Origin of the sequence: Methylobacterium sp. Leaf361 (assembly GCF_001424445.1) — a bacterium.
Taxonomy (GTDB): domain Bacteria; phylum Pseudomonadota; class Alphaproteobacteria; order Rhizobiales; family Beijerinckiaceae; genus Methylobacterium.
The window spans coordinates 102280-125502 of the sequence record NZ_LMPY01000002.1; the positions used below are offsets into that span (position 1 = coordinate 102280).

At 71.6% G+C, this 23223-nt stretch carries 20 protein-coding genes; 10 read left to right on the plus strand and 10 right to left on the minus strand.

Annotated features, from left to right (window positions below):
• Positions 1-15: 15 nt before the first annotated feature.
• Positions 16-642 carry a 2-hydroxychromene-2-carboxylate isomerase gene (locus ASG32_RS03125; RefSeq protein ID WP_056522500.1) on the minus strand — a complete coding sequence of 209 codons (627 nt, stop codon included), beginning with the start codon at positions 640-642 and terminating at the stop codon, positions 16-18.
• Positions 643-854: 212 nt separating this feature from the next.
• On the opposite strand from ASG32_RS03125, the gene ASG32_RS03130 reads away from it, so the two are divergent.
• The gene (locus ASG32_RS03130) at positions 855-2093 is read left to right on the plus strand and encodes an argininosuccinate synthase (protein WP_020093496.1); all 1239 of its coding nucleotides are present in this window, start codon (positions 855-857) and stop codon (positions 2091-2093) included.
• A 49-nt stretch (positions 2094-2142) separates the two neighbouring features.
• Here the strand turns inward: ASG32_RS03130 and ASG32_RS03135 are convergent, their stop codons facing one another.
• Positions 2143-2787, minus strand: a complete 645-nt coding sequence (locus tag ASG32_RS03135; RefSeq protein ID WP_056522503.1) for a hypothetical protein — start codon at positions 2785-2787, stop codon at positions 2143-2145.
• Positions 2788-2849: 62 nt separating this feature from the next.
• Positions 2850-3500: a monofunctional biosynthetic peptidoglycan transglycosylase gene (gene mtgA / locus ASG32_RS03140; RefSeq protein ID WP_056522505.1), complete on the minus strand. Its 651-nt coding sequence runs from the start codon at positions 3498-3500 to the stop codon at positions 2850-2852.
• Positions 3501-3655: 155 nt separating this feature from the next.
• Between mtgA and ASG32_RS03145 the strand changes: the two genes are divergently transcribed.
• Positions 3656-4627, plus strand: a complete 972-nt coding sequence (locus tag ASG32_RS03145) for a polyprenyl synthetase family protein (protein ID WP_026604982.1) — start codon at positions 3656-3658, stop codon at positions 4625-4627.
• A gap of 211 nt (positions 4628-4838) precedes the next feature.
• On the opposite strand, the gene mmsB is transcribed toward ASG32_RS03145, so the two are convergent.
• The 4 genes from mmsB to ASG32_RS03165 form a co-directional block, all read right to left on the minus strand.
• Entirely contained in the window at positions 4839-6056 is a 1218-nt protein-coding gene (gene mmsB / locus ASG32_RS03150; protein WP_056522508.1) for a multiple monosaccharide ABC transporter permease, read from the minus strand.
• On the minus strand, positions 6053-7588 hold the full coding sequence (mmsA, locus tag ASG32_RS03155) for a multiple monosaccharide ABC transporter ATP-binding protein (protein WP_056522510.1): 1536 nt from the start codon (positions 7586-7588) through the stop codon (positions 6053-6055). Before mmsA ends, mmsB begins: the two co-directional genes overlap by 4 nt.
• Before the next feature lie 99 nt (positions 7589-7687).
• Entirely contained in the window at positions 7688-8761 is a 1074-nt protein-coding gene (chvE, locus tag ASG32_RS03160) for a multiple monosaccharide ABC transporter substrate-binding protein (RefSeq protein ID WP_107351914.1), read from the minus strand.
• A gap of 545 nt (positions 8762-9306) precedes the next feature.
• Entirely contained in the window at positions 9307-10056 is a 750-nt protein-coding gene (locus ASG32_RS03165; RefSeq protein ID WP_056522513.1) for an SDR family oxidoreductase, read from the minus strand.
• 210 nt (positions 10057-10266) lie between these two features.
• Here ASG32_RS03165 and ASG32_RS03170 point away from each other — a divergent pair, with 210 nt between their 5' ends.
• The 5 genes from ASG32_RS03170 to mutS all read left to right on the plus strand — a co-directional run bounded on the left by ASG32_RS03170 (position 10267) and on the right by mutS (position 16665).
• Positions 10267-12000 (plus strand): patatin-like phospholipase family protein, encoded by a 1734-nt coding sequence (locus tag ASG32_RS03170; RefSeq protein ID WP_056522516.1) that lies wholly within the window; start codon positions 10267-10269, stop codon positions 11998-12000.
• A gap of 127 nt (positions 12001-12127) precedes the next feature.
• A complete protein-coding gene (locus tag ASG32_RS03175) occupies positions 12128-12331 on the plus strand; it encodes a hypothetical protein (RefSeq protein ID WP_020093487.1) in 204 nt (67 codons plus the stop codon).
• A gap of 70 nt (positions 12332-12401) precedes the next feature.
• Positions 12402-13259: an alpha/beta hydrolase gene (locus tag ASG32_RS03180; protein ID WP_056522519.1), complete on the plus strand. Its 858-nt coding sequence runs from the start codon at positions 12402-12404 to the stop codon at positions 13257-13259.
• A gap of 237 nt (positions 13260-13496) precedes the next feature.
• Positions 13497-13805 (plus strand): hypothetical protein, encoded by a 309-nt coding sequence (locus ASG32_RS03185; RefSeq protein ID WP_026604979.1) that lies wholly within the window; start codon positions 13497-13499, stop codon positions 13803-13805.
• 142 nt (positions 13806-13947) lie between these two features.
• Complete coding sequence (gene mutS / locus ASG32_RS03190) at positions 13948-16665, plus strand: DNA mismatch repair protein MutS (protein WP_056522522.1); 2718 nt, start codon at positions 13948-13950, stop codon at positions 16663-16665.
• Between the two features lie 40 nt (positions 16666-16705).
• Here the strand turns inward: mutS and ASG32_RS03195 are convergent, their stop codons facing one another.
• The gene (locus tag ASG32_RS03195) at positions 16706-17143 is read right to left on the minus strand and encodes a response regulator (RefSeq protein ID WP_056522525.1); all 438 of its coding nucleotides are present in this window, start codon (positions 17141-17143) and stop codon (positions 16706-16708) included.
• Positions 17144-17200: 57 nt separating this feature from the next.
• Entirely contained in the window at positions 17201-18277 is a 1077-nt protein-coding gene (locus tag ASG32_RS03200; RefSeq protein ID WP_082557723.1) for a histidine kinase dimerization/phosphoacceptor domain -containing protein, read from the minus strand.
• A 203-nt stretch (positions 18278-18480) separates the two neighbouring features.
• Between ASG32_RS03200 and ASG32_RS03205 the strand changes: the two genes are divergently transcribed.
• The 3 genes from ASG32_RS03205 (at position 18481) to ASG32_RS03215 (ending at position 21572) form a co-directional block, all read left to right on the plus strand.
• Positions 18481-19866 (plus strand): AmpG family muropeptide MFS transporter, encoded by a 1386-nt coding sequence (locus ASG32_RS03205; protein ID WP_056522528.1) that lies wholly within the window; start codon positions 18481-18483, stop codon positions 19864-19866.
• A 25-nt stretch (positions 19867-19891) separates the two neighbouring features.
• Positions 19892-20830, plus strand: coding sequence for an EcsC family protein (locus ASG32_RS03210; protein ID WP_082557724.1), 939 nt, complete (start codon positions 19892-19894; stop codon positions 20828-20830).
• Between the two features lie 82 nt (positions 20831-20912).
• A complete protein-coding gene (locus ASG32_RS03215) occupies positions 20913-21572 on the plus strand; it encodes an MgtC/SapB family protein (RefSeq protein WP_082557725.1) in 660 nt (219 codons plus the stop codon).
• A gap of 34 nt (positions 21573-21606) precedes the next feature.
• Here ASG32_RS03215 and ilvA read toward each other — a convergent pair whose 3' ends face one another.
• The gene (ilvA, locus tag ASG32_RS03220; RefSeq protein ID WP_348271881.1) at positions 21607-23223 is read right to left on the minus strand and encodes a threonine ammonia-lyase, biosynthetic; all 1617 of its coding nucleotides are present in this window, start codon (positions 23221-23223) and stop codon (positions 21607-21609) included.

A 23223-nucleotide genomic window follows, 5' to 3' on the forward strand; every position in this document is an offset into this window, starting at 1 on the left:
CGGGGCGGGCGCGGCCTAGCGCAGCCCCTTCGGCCGGTCGCCGGTCGCCCAAGCCAGGGCCTGCTCGAGCCGGTCGTTGCCCCAGAACAGCTCGCCGTCGTCGACCAGGAAAGTCGGCGCCCCGTAGATCCCGCGGGAGCGCGCCTCCTCGACGCTGACCCGCAGCTTCGTCTTGTTGGCCTCGGCGGCGGCGGCCCGCACGGTCTGCGTGCCGTCGAGCCCGAGCGAATCGAGGATCTCCGCGACGGCCGCCGGTTCCGCGATCGAGCGGCCCTCGGCGAAGCTCGCGGTGAAGACCGCCTTCGAGAACGGCACCAGCCAGGGCTGGTCCTGGCCGAGGATCGCGACCCGCACCGCGCTGAGGCTGTTCTGCGGGAACTGGGCGGGGCGCGTCACCGGCGGCAGGCCGAGGCGCGCGGCCTCGCGCTCGACGTCGCGCCACATGTTCTTGCCCTTGGCCGCGTAGAGATTGAACGGCGAGGTGGTCCAGCCCTGCGCGGCGAAGAGCGGCCCGACCAGGAAGGGGCGCCACCGGATCGCCACGTCCGCCTCGGCGGCGGCGGCCTCGACGCGCATGGCCGCGAGGTAGGAGTAGGTGGAGGCGAATTCGTACCAGAACTCCAGAATTGGCTGGCGCGCCATAGACTTCGCTTCTCCGATGCACTCTCGCGGCGATGACGACCTGCAACGCCCGCGCCGTTTCTGACACAACCGCAAGGCCGTCGTGAGGCGAAACGCGGCCGATCCTCCGGCATCTCGGCTACGCGCGAGGCGGCGCGCCGGTTGCAGGCTGGTGACACCCGCGATAAGCCGCAAACGCCGAGCCAGATCCCTCGCCCAGTTCCGGAAGTCCCATGTCCGTCCCCGCGAAGAGCCCCGTGAAGAAGGTCGTGCTGGCCTATTCCGGCGGCCTCGACACATCGATCATCCTGAAGTGGCTGCAGACCACCTACGGCTGCGAGGTCGTCACCTTCACGGCCGATCTCGGCCAGGGCGAGGAGCTGGAGCCCGCGCGCCGCAAGGCGGAGCTGCTCGGCATCAAGCCCGAGAACATCTACATCGAGGACCTGCGCGAGGAATTCGTCCGCGACTACGTCTTCCCGATGTTCCGGGCGAACGCCGTCTACGAGGGCGTCTACCTGCTCGGCACCTCGATCGCCCGGCCGCTGATCGCCAAGAAGCAGATCGAGATCGCCGAGCGCGTCGGCGCCGACGCGGTCTGCCACGGCGCCACCGGCAAGGGGAACGATCAGGTCCGGTTCGAGCTCGGCTATTACGCGCTCAAGCCCGACGTCACGGTGATCGCGCCCTGGCGCGAGTGGGACCTGCGCTCGCGCGAGCAGCTCATCGCCTTCGCCGAGCAGCACCAGATCCCGATCGCCAAGGACAAGCGCGGCGAGAGCCCGTTCTCGGTGGACGCCAACCTCCTGCACGCCTCCTCGGAGGGCAAGGTGCTGGAGGATCCGGCCGTCGAGGTGCCGGACTACGTCTACTCGCGCACCCTCTCCCCCGAGGAGGCGCCCGACCAGCCGACGGTCATCACGATCGGGTTCGAACGCGGCGACGCCGTCTCGATCGACGGCGAGGCTCTGTCGCCCGCGAGCCTGCTGACCAAGCTCAACGAGCTCGGCCGCGCCAACGGCATCGGCCGGCTCGACCTGGTGGAGAACCGCTTCGTCGGCATGAAGAGCCGCGGCATGTACGAGACGCCCGGCGGCACGATCCTGCTGCCGGCGCACCGCGCCATCGAGTCGATCACGCTGGACCGGGGGGCCGCGCACCTCAAGGACCAGCTCATGCCGCAATACGCCGAGCTGATCTACAACGGCTTCTGGTTCTCGCCGGAGCGCGAGATGATCCAGGCCCTGATCGACAAGAGCCAGGAGAAGGTCACCGGCACGGTGCGGCTGAAGCTCTACAAGGGCGGCGTCCACGTGATCGGCCGCGAGAGTCCGCACTCGCTCTACGACCAGGACCTCGTGACCTTCGAGGAGGGCGCCGTCGCCTACGATCACCGCGACGCGGCGGGCTTCATCAAGCTCAACGCCCTGCGCCTGCGCACCCTGGCCCAGCGCAAGAAGCGCGAGGGCTGAGCCCGGTGCCGGTCGCCGCCGCGCGGGCGGCCGCGACCGGAGGTAGCCGTCAGGCGGGGAGCCAGCGCTCGACGGCCCGACGGAAGTCGCCGGGCCCGAGATCGGCGTAGCGCAGGAAGATCTGCAGGGCCGGCTGCAATTCGCGATGGAGGCGCACGAGCCGCGTCTCCGCGTCCTCGTCGTCGTTCGCGGCCGCGCCCGGCACGGCGGCGAGAAGGCGCTTCATCGCCGCGGTGTAGGCGCCGTCCGCGCCGTAGGGCCGCTCCGGGTCGACGCGCGGCACCCCCTGCTCGGCGTTCCACCCGATGTTCAGCTGCGGGATCAGCGCGAGGTGCTCGGGCGTCACCGCGAAGGTGATGACGTCCGGGGTCTCGCCGGTGGCCGCGTCCCGGAAGACGTCGCCCACGGCGCCCGGATCGAGCTTGGCCAGACCGTTGTGGTACTGGTACCGGCCCGGCTTCAGCTGCCCGTTCTGGACGAAGACGGCGAGGCCGTCCTCGAGCGACCGGTGCTCCTCCTCGGCGCCCTCGTCGTCGCCGGTGACGTTGGCGATGTCGCCGTCGCGGTCGAGGCTGCCATAGGGGGCGGCCGGGTGGATGGTCGGCGCCCCCGGCTCGGCGCCGTCCCAGGCGACGACCATCCGGCGGATCAGGGCGATGCGCTCCAGGCTCAGGTCGTAGACGGCATCGCTCATCGTGTATCGGTCCCGGCTCTCACGCTTGGAAGGCCCGTCTTACAGAGGCGAGTCGCCCCCTGCTACCGCCGCAAGCAGCCCGTGAGGCCGTCGATCTGTCCCATCATCGCCTGGATCCGCGCGGCCCGGCGGCGCACCCCGGGGGAGGGCCGGCCGGCGCTGCGGGTGATCGGGTTCGGCAGCACGGCGGCGAGCAGGGCGGCCTCGTTGCGGGTCAGCCGGCTCGCGTCCTTGCCGAACCAGTGTTGGCTCGCGGCCTGCGCGCCGTAGATCCCGTCGCCCCACTCGGCGACGTTGAGGTAGATCTCCATCATCCGGCGCTTGCCCCAGAGCGTGTCGAGCGCCAGCGCCAGCGGGATCTCGATGGCCTTCCGGATGTAGGAGCGGCCGGGCCACAGGAAGACGTTCTTCACCGTCTGCATGGCGATCGTGGAGGCGCCGCGGCTCGGGGAATCCTCGTCCTCGACCACGTCGCGGATCGCGCCGAAATCGACCCCGTGATCCAGGCAGAAGCGCTGATCCTCCGAGGCGATCACCGCCTGCGGCAGGACCGGCGCGATGGCGGAGAGCGGGACCGGATCCCGACTCACCGGCTGAAGCGTCAACCACCGTCCCAGCATCAGGGTCGACGGCGGCATCACCGCGCTATAGACGAGCGCCAACGTCAGCGCGAGGACGAACCCGACGGCGGGGAGCAGCAGCAGCGCTCCCACAAGCTGTCGGACGCGACGGGAACGGCGCGGGCGCGCGAGCGGGAGGTCGCGACCTGCCGTCTCCCGCCTGCGTCGAGCCCCGTCCACCGTGAGTCCGTCCCCGCCCAACTGACACCCGATTGGTTTTCGCAAGGCCAGGACCGGACGTAAGCCCGATGACCCCGACCCCCTCAACGCAGGCACCGACCGGTTCGGTCAAGGCAGTCACGCCGGCCGCCGATTTTACCCACAGGTTGACGGAGGTCGCCGGCACGGTCGAGACCTTCCTGGTCGAGCGGCTCGGCCCCGCGGTCGGCGCCGGCGAGATCGCCCGGCCGCCCCGCCTGATGGAGGCGATGCGGCACGCCGTGCTCGGCGGCGGCAAGCGTCTCCGGCCGTTCCTCGCCATCGAGACCGCCCGGATGCTCGGCGGCTCCGAGGCCGCCGCCCTCGCCGCCGGCGCCGGCGTCGAGCTGGTCCACTGCTACAGCCTCGTCCACGACGACCTGCCGGCGATGGACGACGACGACATGCGTCGCGGCAAGCCCACGGTCCACAAGGCCTACGACGAGGCCACCGCCATCCTCGTCGGCGACGCCCTGCAGACGCTGGCCTTCGAGATCGTGGCCGACCCGACCTGGCAGCCGGATGCGCGCATCCGCGCCGACCTCGTGCTCGGCCTCGCCCGGGCCTCGGGCCTCGGCGGCATGGTCGGCGGTCAGCTGCTCGACCTCACCGCCGAGGGCCGGTTCGGCGCGGCCAACATGGACGTGGACGACACCCTGCGGATGCAGGCGATGAAGACCGGCGCGATCCTGGCCTTCTCGGTGGAGGCCGGCGCGATCGTCGGCGGTGCCGACAAGGACCAGCAGGCCGCACTCCTGCGCTACGGCCTCGCCCTGGGGCAGGCCTTCCAGATCGCCGACGACATCCTCGACCGGGAGGCCTCGCCCGAGGCCATGGGCAAGGCCACCGGCAAGGACAAGGATGCCGGCAAGGCGACGCTCGTCGACCGTCTCGGCATCGACGGGGCCCGCGCCGAGTGCGACCGCCTCGTCGGCGTCTGCGAGGACGCGGTGTCGTCCTGGGGGGAGGGCGCCCGCGTCCTGCGCGACGCCGCCCGCTTCACGGTCGCCCGCAAGACCTGATCGCGCCGGGCGGGGGAAACCCGGCCGCCGCCTCGGGCGGCCGGGCCGGGCCCGGCGGCCCGACCTCCGCGAACACTGCGCCACGACCACGCGAAGCACGCCACAAGCGATCGCGGCACCGCCGGATCGACACCCTCCGCGAGGCGGACCCGCGCCGTCCCGATCGGGGCCATCCGAACCGGAGGCGGGGCCGCGGAGCGCGCGGCCCCGGTCAGAGCCGGTTGGTCTTGTTGTGGACGTCGAGACACACGGCGGCGAGCAGGACGACGCCCTTGATCACCTGCTGCCAGTCGACGCCGATCCCCAGGATCGACATGCCGTTGTTCATGATGCCGATGATGAAGGCGCCGATCACGACACCCGAGACCTTGCCGATGCCGCCCGCCGCCGAGGCGCCGCCGATGAAGCAGGCCGCGATCACGTCGAGCTCCATCCCGACGCCGGCCTTCGAGTTCGCGGTGTTGAGCCGGGCGACGAAGATCATGCCGGCGAGGCCCGCCAGCGCGCCCATGTTGGCGAAGGTCAGGAAGGTCAGCCGCTCGGTCTTGATCCCCGAGAGGCGCGCGGCCTTGATGTTCCCGCCCAGCGCGTAGATCCGGCGCCCGATCGTCGTCCGCGTCGTCACGAAGCCGTAGAGCGTCACCAGCGCCAGCAGCACGAGGAGCACGTTGGGCAGGCCCCGGTACGCGCTCATCTGCCAGGCGAAGGCCAGGATCAGGATGGCGGTCACGCCGTTGCGGCCGATGAACGCCGCCGGGGACTCGGCCGGGCTCCCGTTCCGCAGCCGCGCCTGCCGCCGTCGCCAGTTCAGCCCGGTCAGCGTCGCGACCAGCGCGGCGCCGATCAGGACGGCGGTCCAGGGTCCGGCGCCGTTGACGAGGAAGCCCTTGGCGAGGCGCTGGAACACCTCCGGGAACGGTCCGATGGAAGCCCCCTGCAGCAGCACCTGCGTCAGGCCGCGGAACACCATCATGCCGGCCAGGGTGACGATGAAGCTCGGGATGGCGAGGTAGGCCACGAAGTAGCCCTGCAGACCGCCGATGACCGCGCCCACCGCGAGGCACAGGACGGCCGCCGAGAACGGGTCGACGTGGAAGCGGACCATCAGCAGGGCGGCGAGCGCCCCCACGAAACCGACCACCGAGCCGACCGACAGGTCGATATGCCCGGCCACGATGACCAGCAGCATCCCGAGCGCCATCACGACGACGTAGCTGTTCTGGAGGATCAGGTTGGTCAGGTTCAGCGGCTGGAACAGGACGCCGCCCGTCGCGACCTCGAAGAACAGCGTGATCGCCGCCAGCGCGACGACGAGCCCGTAGGCGCGCAGCGGCGCCATCGGCAGGCGGCCGCGCCGGACCCCGGCCGCACCCGCCGGGACGATGTCGTGGCCGGGGCTCACGGACTTGCTCACTGTGACGTCGGTCATCCGTTCAGCCCCCTGGAGCGCATGATCGCGCGCATGATCGCTTCCTGGCTGGCCTCGGCGCGGTCGAATTCGCCCACGAAGCGCCCCTCGTTCATCACGTAGATGCGGTCGCAGAGGCCGAGCAGTTCCGGCATCTCCGAGGAGATCAGGAGGACGCCGCGGCCGTCCTCCGCCAGCTCGTTGATGATGCTGTAGATCTCGTACTTCGCGCCGACATCGATGCCGCGGGTCGGCTCGTCGAGGATCAGCACCTTGGGCCGGGTGAACAGCCACTTGCTCAGCACGACCTTCTGCTGGTTGCCGCCCGACAGGTTCACGGTCTGCTGCGTCACCCCGACGGAGCGGATGCGCATCTTGGTGCGGTAGCCGGTCGCGACCCGGTGCTCGGCCGCCTCGTCGATCACCGCGGCGGTGGAGATCCCGGGCAGGTTCGCCAGGGTGGTGTTCCGGGCGATGTCCTCGCCCAGCACGAGCCCGAGCTGCTTGCGGTCCTCGGTGACGTAGGCGAGGCCGGCCGCGATCGCCCGGTCGATCGTCGAGACGTCGACCGCGACGCCCTCGATCCGGACCGTGCCCCGGATGTCCCGGCCGTAGGACCGGCCGAAGAGGCTCATGGCGAGCTCGGTCCGGCCCGAGCCCATCAGGCCCGCGATCCCGACGATCTCGCCCCGGCGCAGGCTCAGATCGACGTCGCGCACCACCGCCCGGTCGGCGTGGACGGGGTGGTGGACCGTCCAGTCGCGCACCTCCATCAGCACCGCGCCGATCCGCGGCGTGCGGACCGGGTAGCGGCTCTCCAGCGTGCGGCCGACCATCGCCCGGATGATGCGGTCCTCGTCGATCGCGCCGCCGCGGCAGTCGAGGGTCTCGACGGTGCTGCCGTCGCGCAGGACCGTGATCCGGTCGGCCACCTTGGCGATCTCGTTCAGCTTGTGGGAGATCAGGATCGAGGCGATGCCCTGCGCCTTGAAGCGCAGCAGGAGCTGCAGCAGGGCCTCGCTGTCGGTCTCGCTCAACGACGCGGTCGGTTCGTCTAGGATCAGGAGCTTCACCTCCTTGGAGAGCGCCTTGGCGATCTCCACGAGCTGCTGCTTGCCGACCCCGAGATGGGTGACGAGGGTGTCGGGGCTCTCGTCGAGCCCCACCATCGCCATCAGCGCGCGGGCGCGGGCCTGGACACGATCCCGGTCGATGACCCCGAACCGGGCCGGCTCGTTGCCGAGGAAGATGTTCTCGGCGATCGACAGGTACGGCACCAGGGCGAGTTCCTGGTGGATGATCACGATGCCGAGGCGCTCGCTGTCCGTGATGTCCCGGAAGCGGCCCGGCCGCCCCTCGTAGGTGATGTCGCCCGTGTACGACCCGTAGGGATACACGCCGCTCAGCACCTTCATCAGCGTCGACTTCCCCGCGCCGTTCTCGCCGACCAGGGCGAGGATCTCGGCGGGCTCGACGGTCAGGTTGACGTCGGAGAGGGCCTTCACGCCGGGGAAGGTCTTGGTGATTCCCCGCATTTCGAGAACGGGCTGCATGCGGCGCCTACCAGCTCGGACTGCACGTTCGGCCCGCGCGACAGTCGTCGCGGCGGGGATCGGATCGGGCGGAGCGACCGGGCTCCGCCCCGGCATCGGTCACTTGAGCTGGTCGAGCGTGTAGTAGCCCGTGTCGATCAGGGCCGGCTTCCAGTTGGCCCGGGTGACGATCACCGGCGTGAGCAGGTAGGATGGGACGATCTTCTTGCCGTTGTCGTAGGTCTTCACGTCGTTGACCTCGGGCTGTCGGCCCGCCTCGATGGCGTCGATCATCGCCACCGTCACCTTGGCCAGGTCCCGGGTGTCCTTGAAGATCGTCGCCGTCTGCTCACCGGCGATGATCGACTTGACCGATTGCAGCTCGGCGTCCTGGCCGCTGATCACCGGCAGCTTCACGCCGCCCGACCCGTAGCCCACGCTCTTCACCGACGAGAGGATCGCCGTGGAGATGCCGTCGTAGGGCGAGAGCACGGCATCCAGATGGGCGTTGCCGTAATAGGCCGAGAGCAGGTTATCCATCCGCGCCTGGGCGGTCGCGGCGTCCCAGCGCAGGGTGGACACCTTGTCCATGCCGAACTGGCCCGAGCGCACAACGAGCCTCTTCGCGTCGATGTAGGGCTTCAGCACCGACAGGGCGCCGTCGTAGAAAAAGTATGCGTTATTGTCGTCGGGCGAACCGCCGAACAGCTCGATGTTGAAGGGCCCCTTCCCGTCCTTCAGGCCGAGGGCGTCGACGATGGATGTCGCCTGCTGAACGCCGACCTTGTAGTTGTCGAAGGTGGCGTAGTAATCGACGTTCGCCGTCCCCCGGATGAGCCGGTCGTAGGCGATGACCCTGACGCCGCGCTCGCTCGCTTTCGACAGCACATCGCTGAGGGTCGTGCCGTCGATGGAGGCGATCACCAGTATCTTCACGCCGGTGGTGAGCATGTTCTCGATCTTGGCGAGCTGGTTCGGGATGTCGTCGTCCGCGTATTGCAGATCCGGCTTGTAGCCCTTGGCCTTCAGAAGCCTGACGATGTTGTTGCCGTCGTCGATCCAGCGCTGCGACGACTTGGTCGGCATGGCGACCCCGATCGGATCCCCGCCGGCCGCCTGCGCGGATGTCGCGGCGGACACGCCGAGGAGCGACAGGCCCAGGATGTATTTGAGAACCGTCTGCCTGGCGATCATAATCCCCCCTATCGCTTCGCAGCCGGACTCCGACTTCAATAGAAGCGAGTCCATGCTTCCGTTATTGTCGATCGATTATTTCTTACAATTACAACTCGATGTTTTACTTACCTAGTCTATGGCCGACACCCATCCACTGCCCGACCGAATATCCCTGCGGGAGCCGATCCGGCAAACTTGGCCGGCTCGGCAGGCAGAGGCGCAATCCGGGCGCCGCCGGCAGCCTCTTCGAGGGCCAAGCCCGCACCTTGAGAAGCTCGGGCATTCGATTTGTATGAGTTATAGAGGAGGCCGTCAATCGGCACGCGCGGCGCCCCGTCTCGCGGCGCAGCCTCAGGTGTGTGTGGAGCGCGCCGCGGATTCAGGCCCGGATTCGATCGCCGGTCGGCGCGATGGGGTCGCGTGGGCCACGGGGCGCGGCCGGCCGATCGGCACGGCGGCGATGACCGGTCCGCTCGATCGGATCAGGGCAGGCCGGATCGCGTGTCCGCACCGCCAAGCCGTTCAGCGCGGCGTCGCCGCGCGGGCCCGGAAACCGCGTTGGTTCAGCCGCGGCCGACGAACGGCATCTTGGTGGCCATGATGGTCATGAACTGCACGTTGGCCTCCAGCGGCAGGCTCGCCATGGACAGCACGGCCTGACCGACATGGTCCGGATCCATTACCGCCTCGGCCCGCAGGGAGCCGTCCGCCTGCGGGACGCCGGCCTTCATCTTGCCGCCCATGGGCGTGTCGGCGTTGCCGATATCGATCTGGCCGCAGGCGATGTCGTAAGCCCGGCCGTCGAGGGAGGTCGCCTTGGTCAGCCCGGTCACGGCGTGCTTGGTCGCCGTGTAGGCGATGGAGTTCGGTCGGGGCGCGTGGGCCGAGATCGAGCCGTTGTTGATGATCCGGCCGCCCCGGGGATCCTGGTCGCGCATGATCCGGAAGGCGTGCTGCGTGCACAGGAACAGCGCCGTGAGGTTGGTGTCGACCACCTGCCGCCAGGTCTCCAGGGGCAGGTCCTCCAGCGGGACCGCCGGAGCGCCGATCCCGGCATTGTTGAACAGCAGGTCGAGCCGGCCGAACTCCGCCTTGGTGCGCGCGAACAGGGCGGCGATCGAGTCGGGATCGGTCACGTCGGTCGGGACCGCCACCGCCCCGTGACCGATCCGCGCGGCGACCTCCTCGAGGGGAGCCTGACGCCGCCCCGAGAGGACGACGCGCCATCCGGCGTCGGCGAGCGCCAGGGCGGCTGCCTTGCCGACACCCGTCCCGGCCCCGGTCACGATCGCGATCCGCTCAAGCCCCGACATGCGTTCCTCCCGGTTCCGGTGTTTCACCGCCTGTAGCGGATGGCCGCCGCCGCGCGAAGGCGTCGGCGTTTCAGATGCGGGCCGCGGTCACGGGGCGTACCGGCGGCCGCCATGCGCTATGGTGGTCGAAAGACACGGGGACGGGAACGGAACGATGGGGCAGGGTTCGTCGGCAGGCCTGCGCGGGACGAGCGACGCGGCGGTCCCGGCGTGAGCGCCCCCGAGATCCCGTTCCTCGCCGGCCTCGACGCGCCGGCAATCGCGGCCGTGCGGGCCCGGATGGAGCCTGTGGCGGTGCCGGGCGGCCGGACCCTGTTCGAGCAGGGCGAGACCGGGGACGCCCTGTACACGCTGGTCTCCGGCGCGGTCGGCGTCTCGGCCCGCGACCATGCCGGGCGGCCGACCCGGATCGCGCGCCTGCGGCCGCCCGAGACCTTCGGCGAGATGGCCCTGCTGTCGGACGCCCCGCGGGCGGCGACCGTTATGGCGCTGCGCGATTCGCACCTCCTGCAACTCACCCGCGACGCCTTCGAGGCGGTGATCGCCGAGCACCCGCACACGCTCCTCTACTTCGCCCGGATGCTCGCCGACCGCCTGCGGGCGATCTACGACGGCCACTCGGTCCACCACGCGCCGCGGATCTTCACGATCCTGGCCGTGACCGAGGGGCCCGATCCGGCGCGGGTGGCGCGGCAGCTCGCCTCCGCCTTCGACGCCCTGCTGCCCGGAAAGACCGGCTGCCTCACCGACTGGCCGGAGGGCGCCGACGAGGCGTGGTTCCAGGCCTTCGAGGGCGACCACGCGCGCACGATCTTCGCGGCGCACGACATCGATTGCCCCTGGTGCCGGCAGAGCCAGCGGCGGGGCGACCACGTCCTGCTCCTGGCCGAGCCCGGCGCGCCGCCGCGGCCGGGCGCGGCGGCCTATCTCGACCGGGTGCGCTCCGACTGGATCCGCATGGACCTCGTCGTGCGCCAGGACCCCGCGGCCCGGCGTCCAAAGGCGCTCCATCCGGAGGTCGCCGCGCTGCCCGCGGCGATGCGCATCCAGGTCCGGGACGGCGACCGGGGGGATCTGCATCGCCTCGCGCGGCTCGCCAGCGGGTCGGCGCGCGGCCTCGTCCTCGGCGGCGGCGGGGCGCGGGGGCTCGCCCATCTCGGAGTGCTCAAGGCCCTCGACGAGGTCTCCTGCGCGCCCGACTTCGTGGGCGGGACCAGCATGGGCGCGATCATCGCGGCGAGCCTCGCCATGGGCTGGAGCGTCGCGGAGATCCAGGCCCAGATCGAGGCGTTCTTCGCCACCAGCAACCCGATCAACGACTACACGCTGCCGCTGCACGCGCTGACCCGCGGCGCCAAGGTCGATGCCGGCCTCGCGGCGCGCTACGGCGGCGTGCGCATCGAGGACCTCTGGCTGCCGTTCTTCTGCGTCTCGTCGAACCTGACGACCGGCAACACCATGGTGCACCGCTCGGGCGACCTGCCGAAGGCCCTGCGCGCCAGCATCGCGATCCCCGGCCTCCTGCCGCCCGTGCTGTGCGACGAGGGCGTCCTGGTCGACGGCGGCATGATGAACAACCTGCCGGCCGACGTCGCCGCCGGGCTGGAGCGCGGCCCGGTCCTGGCCGTCGATGTCGGGACCGACCGGGCGTTCCAGGACATGCCGCGGCGCGGGTGGAGCGGACGGCTCATGCGCAGGCTGATCGGCTCGCCGCTGGCGATGCCGGGCCTGGCCCCGCTGCTCCTGCGCGCCGCCACCGTGTCGAGCGACGCGCAGAGCCTGATGGCGGCGGCCCACGCGACCGCCGTGCTGAAGCCGCAGCTCTCCGGCATCGACCTGCGGGCGTGGTCGCGCTTCCGGGAATCGGCGGAGCTCGGCTACCGGGAGACCCGCGCGGGCATCGCGACCGGGACCCTCGCGCGCTGGCTCGATCCGATGCGCTGAACGGGTGCGCTGACCCGGTGCGCTGAGATGTCCGCGTGCGGCGGCGCACGCGCGGCGCCCGCGGCCCTGTAACCCGGACCATCCGCCGACGATCTCCGGTGCAACACGTCATCGGGAGACCGGAACCATGACCCATCCTGCCAAGACCCCGACCGGCGCCGTGCCCGGTTCCGCGCCGGACCGGCGCGCCGCGGCCGACCATTCCGGGCCGCACGCCCTCCTGCACGGCGCCGCCTTCGTGCTGCTGTGCCTCTGGACGCGGACCGCGCCGGAGCGTCTGCGCGACCAGCTCTCCCCGGACGCCGGCGACGGCGCCGCGCTCGGCTTCTGAGCGGATCGGACCGGAGGACGCGCGCGTTCTCCGCCGCGGGGGAGCCGGACATGACGGAGCGCGCGCGAGGATGACCGTCGCGGGAGTGAGGTTTCGCCGGATCGCCCTGCCGGAGGTCGGCCTGCACGTGGCCGAGGCTGGCCCCGAGACGGGGCCGCCGACCATCCTGCTGCACGGCTTCCCGGAATCCTGGTACGGCTGGCGCCACCAGATCGGGCCGCTCGCCGAGGCGGGGCTGCGGATCATCGCGCCGGATCAGCGCGGCTACGGCCTCAGCGACAAGCCGGCGGAGATCGCCGCCTATCACCTGGACCGGCTGGCCGGCGACGTCCTGGCCCTGGCCGACGCCTACGGCGCGCCCACGGTGCGGCTCGTCGGCCACGACTGGGGTGGCCTCGTCGCGTGGTGGGTGGCGAGCCGCTACCCCGAGCGGATCGACCGGCTGGCGATCCTCAACGCGCCGCATCCCGCGATCGTCGGCACCTACATGCGCCGCCATCCCGGTCAGTGGCTGCGCAGCACCTATGTGGGCCTCTTCCAGCTCCCGAGCCTGCCCGAGCGGCTGCTCACGGCGGATCGCGGCCGGGCCCTGCGGCGCGCGCTGACGACCTCCAGCCGGCCGGGCACCTTCGCGCAGGCCGATCTCGACCATTACGTCGCGGCGTGGCTCCAGCCCGGCGCGATGACCGGCATGCTGAACTGGTACCGGGCCCTGGTGCAGCTGCCCCGGGCGCGGCCGCCGCGGGTGCGCGTGCCGGTGCTGATCCTCTGGGGGCGACGGGACACGGCGCTGCAGCCCGGCTTGGCGGAGGCGAGCCTCGCGTACTGCGACGCCGGCCGGCTCCGCTGGTACGAGCGGGCCAGCCACTGGCTCGCCCACGAGGAGCCCGAGGCGGTCAACGCCGACCTCGGCGCGTTCCTCCGCTAGCCGCCTTGCACCCGCGTGAAAGCGGGCCGGTCCACGCGGGCAAGTTGTAGAGCGATATTCAATGCACGGCCGGATCTCGCAAGTCTCCGCGCCGGCGCGTGCGGACGCGCGTCGGGCGGTGCGGTAATCCGTTCGCTTCTCGGAAGCCACGTACTATTTTTCGCTCGCCGCTCCGGAACATGACGAGCACTTGTCACTTGGTGGTGGCCCATGAGGGCTGATCGGAGCTACTCCACGATGTCTTTTCGTTCTTTCCTGACCGCGGGTGTGGTCTTCGGCGGCCTCCTGGCCGGAACCGTCGCGTCGCAGGCTGCGCCCGCGATCGCGCAGCCCGGCTTCGCCGGATCCGACATGGTCGAGACCGTGGCGATGCATCGCCACCACCGCATGCATCATCACCGGATGCACCGCCATCACTCGACCCGGCACGAGCGCCGGATGCGGCGCATGAACACGATGCGCCACGGCAACCCGAACGCCCGCAACCCGTCGCGCCCGGGCTACCAGCAGCAGCTCGGCAACACCACGGGCGGCCCGCGCTACTGACATCGCGACCGCGCCCGGATCCCGCGCAGGCTGTGGCGGATCCGGGCGCCATCCACCGGCGATGCGGCGTCCGGGCGCCTTCTCCCCAGGCGCATCGGTTCGCCCGGCCTGATTCGCCGGCGTCGCTCTGCTAAGAGGCGGCATGGCCAGAACCGCCGTCCGCCCCACCGCCGACTCGACGCCCACGCCCGGCCTGGACCCGGCCGGCGCGACGCCGATGATGGCGCAGTACATCGAGATCAAGGCCGCCAATCCGGACTGCCTGCTGTTCTACCGGATGGGCGACTTCTACGAGCTGTTCTTCGAGGACGCCGAGATCGCGTCCCGGGCCCTCGGCATCGTCCTGACGAAGCGCGGCAAGCACGCGGGCGGCGAGATCCCGATGTGCGGCGTGCCGGTCGACCGGTCCGACGACTATCTCAACCGACTCATCGCCCTCGGCCACCGCGTGGCGGTGTGCGAGCAGACCGAGGATCCGGCCGAGGCCAAGAAGCGCGGGCCGAAATCCGTCGTCCGCCGCGAGGTCGTGCGGCTCGTCACGCCCGGCACGATCACGGAGGACCGGCTCCTCGACCCGGCCCGGGCCAACCTCCTCCTGGCCATCGGGCGCCGGAAGACCGGGGAGGGGGCGGTCGCCTACGGCCTCGCCGCGGTGGACATCTCGACGGGCCGCTTCTCCCTCAGCGAGGTCGCGGGCGGCGACCTGTCCGGCGCCATCGCCCGGCACGACCCGCGGGAGATCGTCCTGTCGGAGGCGATCCACGCCGATCCGGCCCTCGCGCGGCTCTGGCAGGAGAGCCGCGCCGCCGTCGTGCCCCTCGCGCAGGCCGAACTCGAGCCCGCGGCCGCCGAGCGGCGCCTGCGCGAGCAGTACGGGGTCTCGACCCTGGAGGGGTTCGGCCAGTTCACCCGGGCCGAGATCGCGGCCGCCGGCGCGGCGCTGCTCTACATCGCCCGCACGCAGCTCGCGGCCCGTCCGCCCCTGGCGGTCCCGACCCGCGAGGATGGCGGCGCCACCCTGGCGATCGACGCGGCGACGCGGGCCAATCTCGAACTCACCCGCACCCTTTCGGGGGAGCGCGCCGGGAGCCTCCTCGCCACGATCGACCGGACCGTGACGGCGAACGGGGCGCGGCTGCTCGCCGAGCATCTCGCGGGCCCGTTGACCCATCTCGACGCCATCGCCCGGCGGCACGCCGCGGTGGCGTATCTGGTGGAGGACGCGCGCCTGCGCGGCTTCCTGCGCGACGCCCTGGCCCGCGCGCCCGACCTCGCGCGGGCGCTCTCGCGGACGGGGCTCGGTCGCGCGGGTCCTCGGGACCTCGCGGCCATCCGCGACGGCCTCGCGGTCGCGGCGGATCTCGGCGCGCGCCTCGCCACCATGAACGGCCTCCCGGCGGAACTCGCCCGGCTGGCCGAGCATCTGGCCGAGGCCGACCGGGCGCTCATCGCGACCCTGGCGGCGGCGCTCGCCGACGAGCTGCCCCTGAGCCGGCGCGACGGCGGCTTCGTCCGCACGGGCTACCACCCGGAGATCGACGAGGCGCGGACCCTCGGACAGGATTCCCGCAAGGTGATCGCGGCCCTTCAGGCGCGCTACGCCGAGCAGACCGGCTGCCGGACCCTGCGGATCAAGCACAATAACCTGCTGGGCTACTTCATCGAGGTCCCGCAATCGGTCGGCGAGGCCTGCCTGAAGGGCTTGCAGAGCGAGTTCGTCCATCGCCAGACCATGGTGGACGCGATGCGCTTCACCAGCGTCGAGCTGGGCGAGCTCGAATCGAAGATCTCGGGCGCCTCCGACCGGGCCCTGGCCCTGGAGGCCGCCGTCTTCGACGACCTCGCGGCCCGCGTGCTGGCCCAGGCCGAGCCCGTCGCCGAGGTGGCCGAGGCGCTGGCCGGGCTCGACGTAGCGGCGAGCCACGCGGAACTCGCCGTCGAGCTCGACTGGCGGCGTCCTGTGGTCGACGACTCGCTCAGCTTCGTCGTGGTCGGCGGCCGCCACCCGGTGGTCGAGGCGGCCCTGCGCCGGGCCGGCGAGCCGTTCATCGCCAACGACTGCGACCTGTCCGGCGACACGCGCGGCCGGATCCGGCTGATCACCGGCCCCAACATGGGCGGCAAGTCGACCTTCCTGCGCCAGAACGCGCTGATCGCGGTGCTCGCCCAGATCGGCGCCTTCGTGCCGGCCGCGGAGGCGCGGATCGGCCGGGTCGACCGGCTGTTCTCCCGCGTCGGCGCCGCCGACGATCTCGCCCGGGGGCAATCGACCTTCATGGTCGAGATGGTCGAGACCGCGGCGATCCTCAACCAGGCGACCCGGCGCTCCCTGGTGATCCTGGACGAGATCGGCCGCGGCACCGCGACCTTCGACGGCCTGTCGATCGCCTGGGCCTGCCTGGAGCACCTCCACGAGGTGAATGCCTGCCGGGCGCTGTTCGCTACGCATTTCCACGAGCTGACGGCGCTGGGCGACCGGCTGGCGCGATTGGAGAACGCCACCCTGAAGGTGGCCGAGCACCGGGACGGCGTCGTGTTCCTGCACGAGGTCGTGCCGGGCGTCGCCGAGCGCAGCTACGGGCTGCAGGTGGCACGGCTCGCCGGCCTCCCGGGCAGCGTCGTGACCCGGGCCGGGGCGATCCTCAAGAGCCTGGAGAAAGCCGAGCGGGGCCGTCCCGCCCGCGCCCGGATCGACGACCTGCCGCTCTTCGCGGCCCTCGCGCCACCCCCGCCGCCGGAGCCGCCGCCGGAGGATCCGCTGGGCGCGCTGCTCGACGGGATCGACCCGGACGCGCTGACGCCGCGCGAGGCGCTGGACGCGCTCTACCGGCTGAAGCGCGAGCGGGCGGCGCGGGGTTGAGACCCGTGGGCCGCGCGCCGGGGGCCTGACCCGAAGAATCTCAGACGGGCGCGGGCGAGAACCCGTCCGGGCAGGCCGGCCCGTCGCGGCCGGCCCGGCGATCGGCCACGTAGTCGAGGGTGCTGGCCACGACGCGCTCGGAATAAGGCTTGGCGATCACCCCGATCGCGCCTGCGAAATCGGCCGGGATGCGCTTGGCGTTGGCGGTCATGAACACCACGGTGGTGCGCCGGTCGGCCGACAGCGCCCGGGCCACGTCGATGCCGGTCGGGCCGTCGACGAGGTGGATGTCGACGAGGGCGACGTCGGGCGCCGTGGACCGGCCCATCGCGATGGCCTCCGTCGCGTTGCCGGCGACGCCGACGGTGACGTGCCCGAGATCGTCCAGCAGGCATTCCAGCTCGAGGGCGATCAGGGCCTCGTCCTCCACCACGAGGATGCGGAGGCCGGCGTCCGCGGCGGCGTTCCCGGTCCCCATGCGCTCTTCGTCCTCCGGCCCCGCGGCCGACGAGCTTGATGCCTCCACGTCGATTTCTCAAGCCGGCTGCTGGAGCGGGATGTCGATCTCGACGGTCGTGCCTGGGCCGGCATCCGCCCAGGCGATGGTCCCGCGCATCTGCCGGACGACCATCTCCACGAGATTGCGCCCGAACCCCGCCGGGTTCGGGGCCGCCGCGCCGACGCCGACGCCGTCGTCGCGGATCGTCATGTGCATCCCGCCCTCGGTGCGGCGGGCGACGATCGACACGCGCCCCTCGCGCTCGCCCGGGAAGGCGTGGCGCAGGGCGTTGGCCGTCAATTCGTGGATCATCAGCGCGAGCGGCGCCGCCATCGCGGCGGCCACCGCGATCGGCTCGACGTCGGCCTCCACCCGGCGTCGCTCCGGGTCCAGGCCGGCATTCATGTCGGCCAGGAACTCGGCCGCGAAGTCGCCGAGGTTGAAGTGCGTGCAGTCGCCCTCGGAGTAGAGCATCCGGTGCGCCGTCGAGAGGGCGCCGATCCGCTCCGCCATGCCCTGGAGTGCGTCGCGTGCCTCGCCCTCGGGCGTGCGCCGCGCCTTCAGGAGCATCAGCGACGAGATCACCTGGAGATTGTTCTTCACCCGGTGGTCGACCTCGTGGAGGAGGGCGGTCTTCTGCTCCAGCGCCGATGTCAGGTCCTGGGTCCGCGCCGCGACGAGGCGCTCCAGCTCGTCGTTGGTGCCGCGCATCGACACCTCCATCTGGTGGACATGGGTCATGTCCGCCTGGGCGGCGTAGAAGTAGGCGAGCCCCTCGGCGTCGCGCACCGGGGTGATGGTCATCGCGTTCCAGAAGGACGTCCCGTCCTTGCGATAGTTGAGCAGCTCCACCGAGATCGGCTCTTCGGCCTCCACGGCCGAGCGGATCCGCTGCACCGTCGACCGATCGGTGGCCGGCCCCTGCAGCATCCGGCAGTTGCGCCCGACGATCTCGTCCGCGGCGTAGCCCGTGGCGCTCAGGAACGCGTCGTTCGCCCAGGCGATCGGGTTGTCGGGCGCGCGGGCATCGGTGATGACCATCGGCGACGGGCTCGACGCGAACGCGTCGACGAGCGTCGCGAGGGGCGGACCGGTCTCGGATCGGGCACTCAACGCATCATTCCACAGTCAGGCGGTGGCCCCGTTCGTCCGGCGGCGCCACCATCGCGCTCCGACCGCGGGACGTGGACACCGCGTTAAGCAAGCTTCTACCAAGATTGGGGCGCAAGACAGCACGATCCAGCGGAGACAGGTGCGGCGTAAGGCTGCCACGATTTCGCGGGATCAAGGCCACGAACGCTCAGGAGTTCCATGCCATGGCGAACCAGCCACAGGCGACGCGTCGCTTCCGGCTCCGCGACATCGTCGAGGACCGGCGGATCGCGCTCATGCTGGCACTCGGATTCTCGTCCGGACTGCCGCTGCTCCTGGTGCTGGGGACGTTCACGCTCCGCCTCGCCTTCTCGGACATCGACGTCCGGGCGATCGGCCTGTTCAGCTACGTGGCGCTGCCCTACTCGCTGAAGTTTCTCTGGGCGCCCGCGATCGACCGCCTGAACGTGCCGGTGCTGAGCGCCCGGCTCGGGCGCCGCCGCGCCTGGATGGTGACGACGCAGGCCGCGGTCGCCCTGTGCCTGATCCTGATGGCCTTCTCGGACCCGAAGACCAACCTCGCGCTCCTCGGGCTCGGGGCCTTCCTGGTGGCGTTCTGCGCGGCCAGCCAGGACGTCGTGATCGACGGTTGGCGCATCGACGCCGCCGGCAGCGACTTCCAGGGCATCCTGGCGGCGACCTCGAACCTCGGCTACCGCCTCGGCCTGATCAGCGCCGGCGCGGGCGCGCTGTTCATCGCCTCCGCGGGGGGCTGGACGCTGGCCTACCTGATCATGGCCGCCCTCATGCTGGTCGGGATGATCGCTGCCCTGCTGGCCCCGGCCTTCGACAGACCGCGCGCGGCCCCCGCCGAGACGCCCGGCCGGTCGCGGTTCTGGTCGATGCGCCGCGCCATCCTGGAGCCGCTGACCGAGCTGCACGGCCGGTTCGGCGGCGCGCTCTGGGGCATCCTCCTGCTCGTGGCCCTGTTCCGGCTGCCCGACTTCCTGTCGGGCGTCATGGCGAGCCCGCTCTACCGGACGCTGGGCTTCGACCTGAAAGAGATCGCCACCGTCACCAAGCTCTACGGCATCTGGGTCGGCATCGCGGGCGGCTTCGCGGGCGGCTGGGCGCTGGCCCGGTTCGGCCTGTTCCCGACGCTGCTGCTGGGCGCCTTCCTGGCCGCCGCCTCCCACCTCGCCTTCGCGTGGCTGGCGGCCGGCGCGCCCGAGATCTGGCGCCTGACCGTGGCCATCTCGATCGAGAATTTCTGCGGCTCCTTCGCGGGGATCGTGCTGATCGCCTACATGTCGAGCCTCACCAGCCCGGCCTACGCGGCGACGCAGTACGCGCTGTTCTCCTCGCTCTACGCGCTGCCGGGCAAGCTGATCGCGGGCTCGTCGGGCTTCGTGGTCGCGGCGATCGGCTACCCGGCCTTCTTCGTCATGACCTCCCTCGTAGGAATCCCCGTCCTCGTGCTCTGCCTCGCGGTCGGGCGCCGGAGTGGTCGGGTGGAGGCCGCGGCCCCGGCGCGGGACGCCCAGGAGCCGGGGAACCGCATCCCGGGGCCCGAGCTTCCTACCACGGCGCGCGCCCCCGGGGCCGCGTGAGCGGGACAGATCCAGGGATCGACGGATGAGCACGAGCGACCTCACCCGCGCCGGCGAGATGCTGCCGGCCGAGACGCCAGAGATAGCGCTGAGCGACGCGGACCTCGCCGCCCTGCGCCGCGCCGTGCAGGTGCTGGAGCGTCCGAGCCTCGCGGCGCGGCTCTCCGCGGCGGCCGGCGCGCCCCTCGACATCATCGGCCGATCGCTGCCGGCCCCGGTCACCGAGGCCGTCAGCCGCAGCACCGAGGTGGCCATGCGGGGCGCGCTGCGCGTCGCGCTGGCGACGCTGCCGCGCAAGGAACTCGTCCCCGCCGAGGGCGAGGGTCTCGGCGGTGTGGCCGCGAAGGCCGAGAGCCGTCTCGCGCGGCTGCTCGGCTCGGGCGACGCCAAGCACAAGGCGATGGCGGCACTCTCGGGCGCGGTCGGCGGCGCGTTCGGCCTCGCGACGCTGGCGGTCGAGCTGCCGGTCTCGACCACGCTGATGCTGCGCTCGATCGCCGAGATCGCCCGGGAGGAGGGGGAGGATCTCGAGACCCCCGAGGGCGCGCTCGCCTGCGTGCAGGTCTTCGCCCTCGGCGGCCGGGCCATGGCGGAGACCGAGGCGGGCTCAGCGCTCACCGAGAGCGGCTACTTCGCGGTCCGCGCCGCGCTGGCCAAGACCCTGTCGGAGGCGGCCCGCTACGCCGGGAGCAAGACGCTCCTCGACCAGTCGGCCCCGGCGCTGATCCGCTTCACCGCGCAGATCGCCGCGCGCTTCGGGCTCGTGGTCTCCCAGAAGGTCGCCGCGCAGGCGGTGCCGATCCTCGGCGCCTTCGGCGGGGCGGCGGTCAACACCGCCTTCATGAACCACTTCCAGTCGACCGCGCGGGCACATTTCACCGTGCGCCGCCTGGAGCGCGCCTACGGCGCCGCCGCCGTGCGGGCCGCCTACGAGGTCGAGAAGGCGGGCCTCGGGATCGCTTGATCCGCCCGCAGTAAAGCCGCAAGGATCCGCGCCATCCGCACGGGGCGGAGGCACGGAGGCGGTCCTGATCGGCAACGGCGAGATGGTGGCCCGGCTGGCGCTGGCGGCCCTGTTCGGCAGCGTGGTCGGCCTGGAGCGCGAGCGGCTGCTCTGGGCGGCCGGCCTGCGGACGCACATGCTGGTCTGCGTCGGCTCCTGCCTGATCATGCTGGTCTCGGCCTTCGGCTTCGCCGACGTGCTGGGCGCCGAGCACGTGGTGCTCGATCCCTCCCGTATCGCCGCGCAGGTCGTCTCCGGCATCGGCTTCCTCGGCGCGGGGACGATCCTGCTGCGCGGCGAGGTGGTGAAGGGCCTCACCACGGCCGCGAGCCTCTGGGGTGTGGCGGCGATCGGGCTGGCGATCGGCAGCGGCCTCTACGTGCCGGCCCTCGCCGCGACGGCGCTCATCGTCGGCATCCTGGCCGGCGTGAAGCCCTTCGAGGAGCGCTGGCGCGACCGAATGCGCGCCCAGACGCTGCGGCTGACCGCCAAGCGCGGCACCATGTCGATCGACACCCTCCAGGCGGCGACCGGCGAGCGCGCCTCGCGCGTCCGGACCTTCACGGTCCATCCGGGCCCCGACCCGGACCACGACGAGGTCACCGTCACCTTCGTGCGCCTGTCGCGGACGAGCTTCGAGACCATCGCGGCGAAGCTGCGAGCGATGCCGGACGTCACCTCCGTCGACGTGGCGGAGAGCTGACGGCGGGTAATGCGGGGCGTGCCGCCGCCGGGGCTCAGAGCGCCCCGGCGCCCTCGCCGTCGAGGAACAGGCGGTAGGCCGGGTTCTCGGTCTCGTCGGTGGCCGGGTAGCCGAGCGCCTCGATGACGGCGTCGAAGCGGGCGCGCTCGGCCGGCGGCACCGCGATCCCGGCGAGCACCCGGCCGTAATCGGCGCCGTGGTTGCGGTAGTGGAACAGCGTGATGTCGAAGTCCGGGCCCAGCGCTTCGAGGAACTTCATCAGCGCGCCCGGCCGCTCCGGGAACTGGAAGCGGAACAGGCGCTCGTGCGCCACCCCCACGGCCCGGCCGCCGACCATGTAGCGGACATGGACCTTGGCCATCTCGTTGTCGCTCATGTCGAGGACGCGGTAGCCGGCGTCGCGCAGGGAGCTGATCAGCGCCTGCTTCTCGCGCTTGCCGCCGCCGACGTTGATGCCCACGAAGATCTGCGCCTCGGAGCCCGGGGAGTGGCGGTAGTTGAACTCGGTGACGGCGCGCGGGCCGAGCGCCTGAATGAAGGCGCGATAGGCGCCCGGACGTTCCGGGATGGTCACGCCGATCAGGACCTCGCGCTGCTCGCCGATCTCGGCGCGCTCGGCGATGTGGCGCAGGCGGTCGAAGTTCAGGTTCGCCCCCGACGAGATGGCGATCAGCGTGCCGTCGCCGCCCTCGCGCTCCGCGTAGAGCTTGGCGCCGGCGAGGCTCAGCGCCCCGGAGGGCTCGGACACCGCGCGGGTGTCGTCGAAGATGTCCTTGACCGCGGCGCACATGGCGTCGGTGTCCACGGTGATGACCTCGTCGAGATGCTCGCGGCAGAGCCGGAAGGTCTCCTCGCCGGCCTGCCGCACGGCGACACCGTCGGCGAACAGGCCGACGCTCGGCAGGCTGACCCGGGTGTCGGCCGCGAGCGCGGCGGCCATGCAGGCGGCGTCCTCGGGCTCGACGCCGATCACCTTGGTGCCGGGCCTCAGGTACTTCACGAAGGTGGCGATCCCGGCGGCCAGCCCGCCGCCGCCCACCGGCACGAAGATCGCCTCGATCGGGCCGGTATGCTGCTCCAGGATCTCCTTGCCGATGGTGCCCTGGCCGGCGATCACGTCCGGATCGTCGAAGGGGTGCAGGAAGGTCAGGCCCTGCTCGGCCTCGAGGATCTTGGCCTGCGCCAGGGCCTCGTCGAAAGCGTCGCCGTGCAGCACGACCTCGGCCCCGCGCGCCCGGCAGGCATCGACCTTGATCGAGGGGGTGGTGCGCGGCATCACGATGACGGCCCGCGCGCCGAGCTTGGCGGCGGCGAGGGCGACGCCCTGGGCGTGGTTGCCCGCCGAGGCGCAGACGACGCCGCGGGCGATCTGGTCGGGGCGCAGGCCCGACATCTTGTTGTAGGCGCCGCGCAGCTTGAACGAGAAAACCGGCTGGAGATCCTCGCGCTTGAGCAGGACCGGCCGGCCGAGCCGCTGCGTCAGGCGCGGCATCGGATCGAGGGGGCTCTCGATCGCGACGTCGTAGACGCGGGCGGTGAGGATCTTGCGGATGTAGTCCGTCACGGTGTGCAGTCTCGGCCGATGCGCGGGGCGATGCCGGCCAGATAGACCCTCCGGCCCGCGGATGCGAGCGCGCCCCGCGCGCGGCAG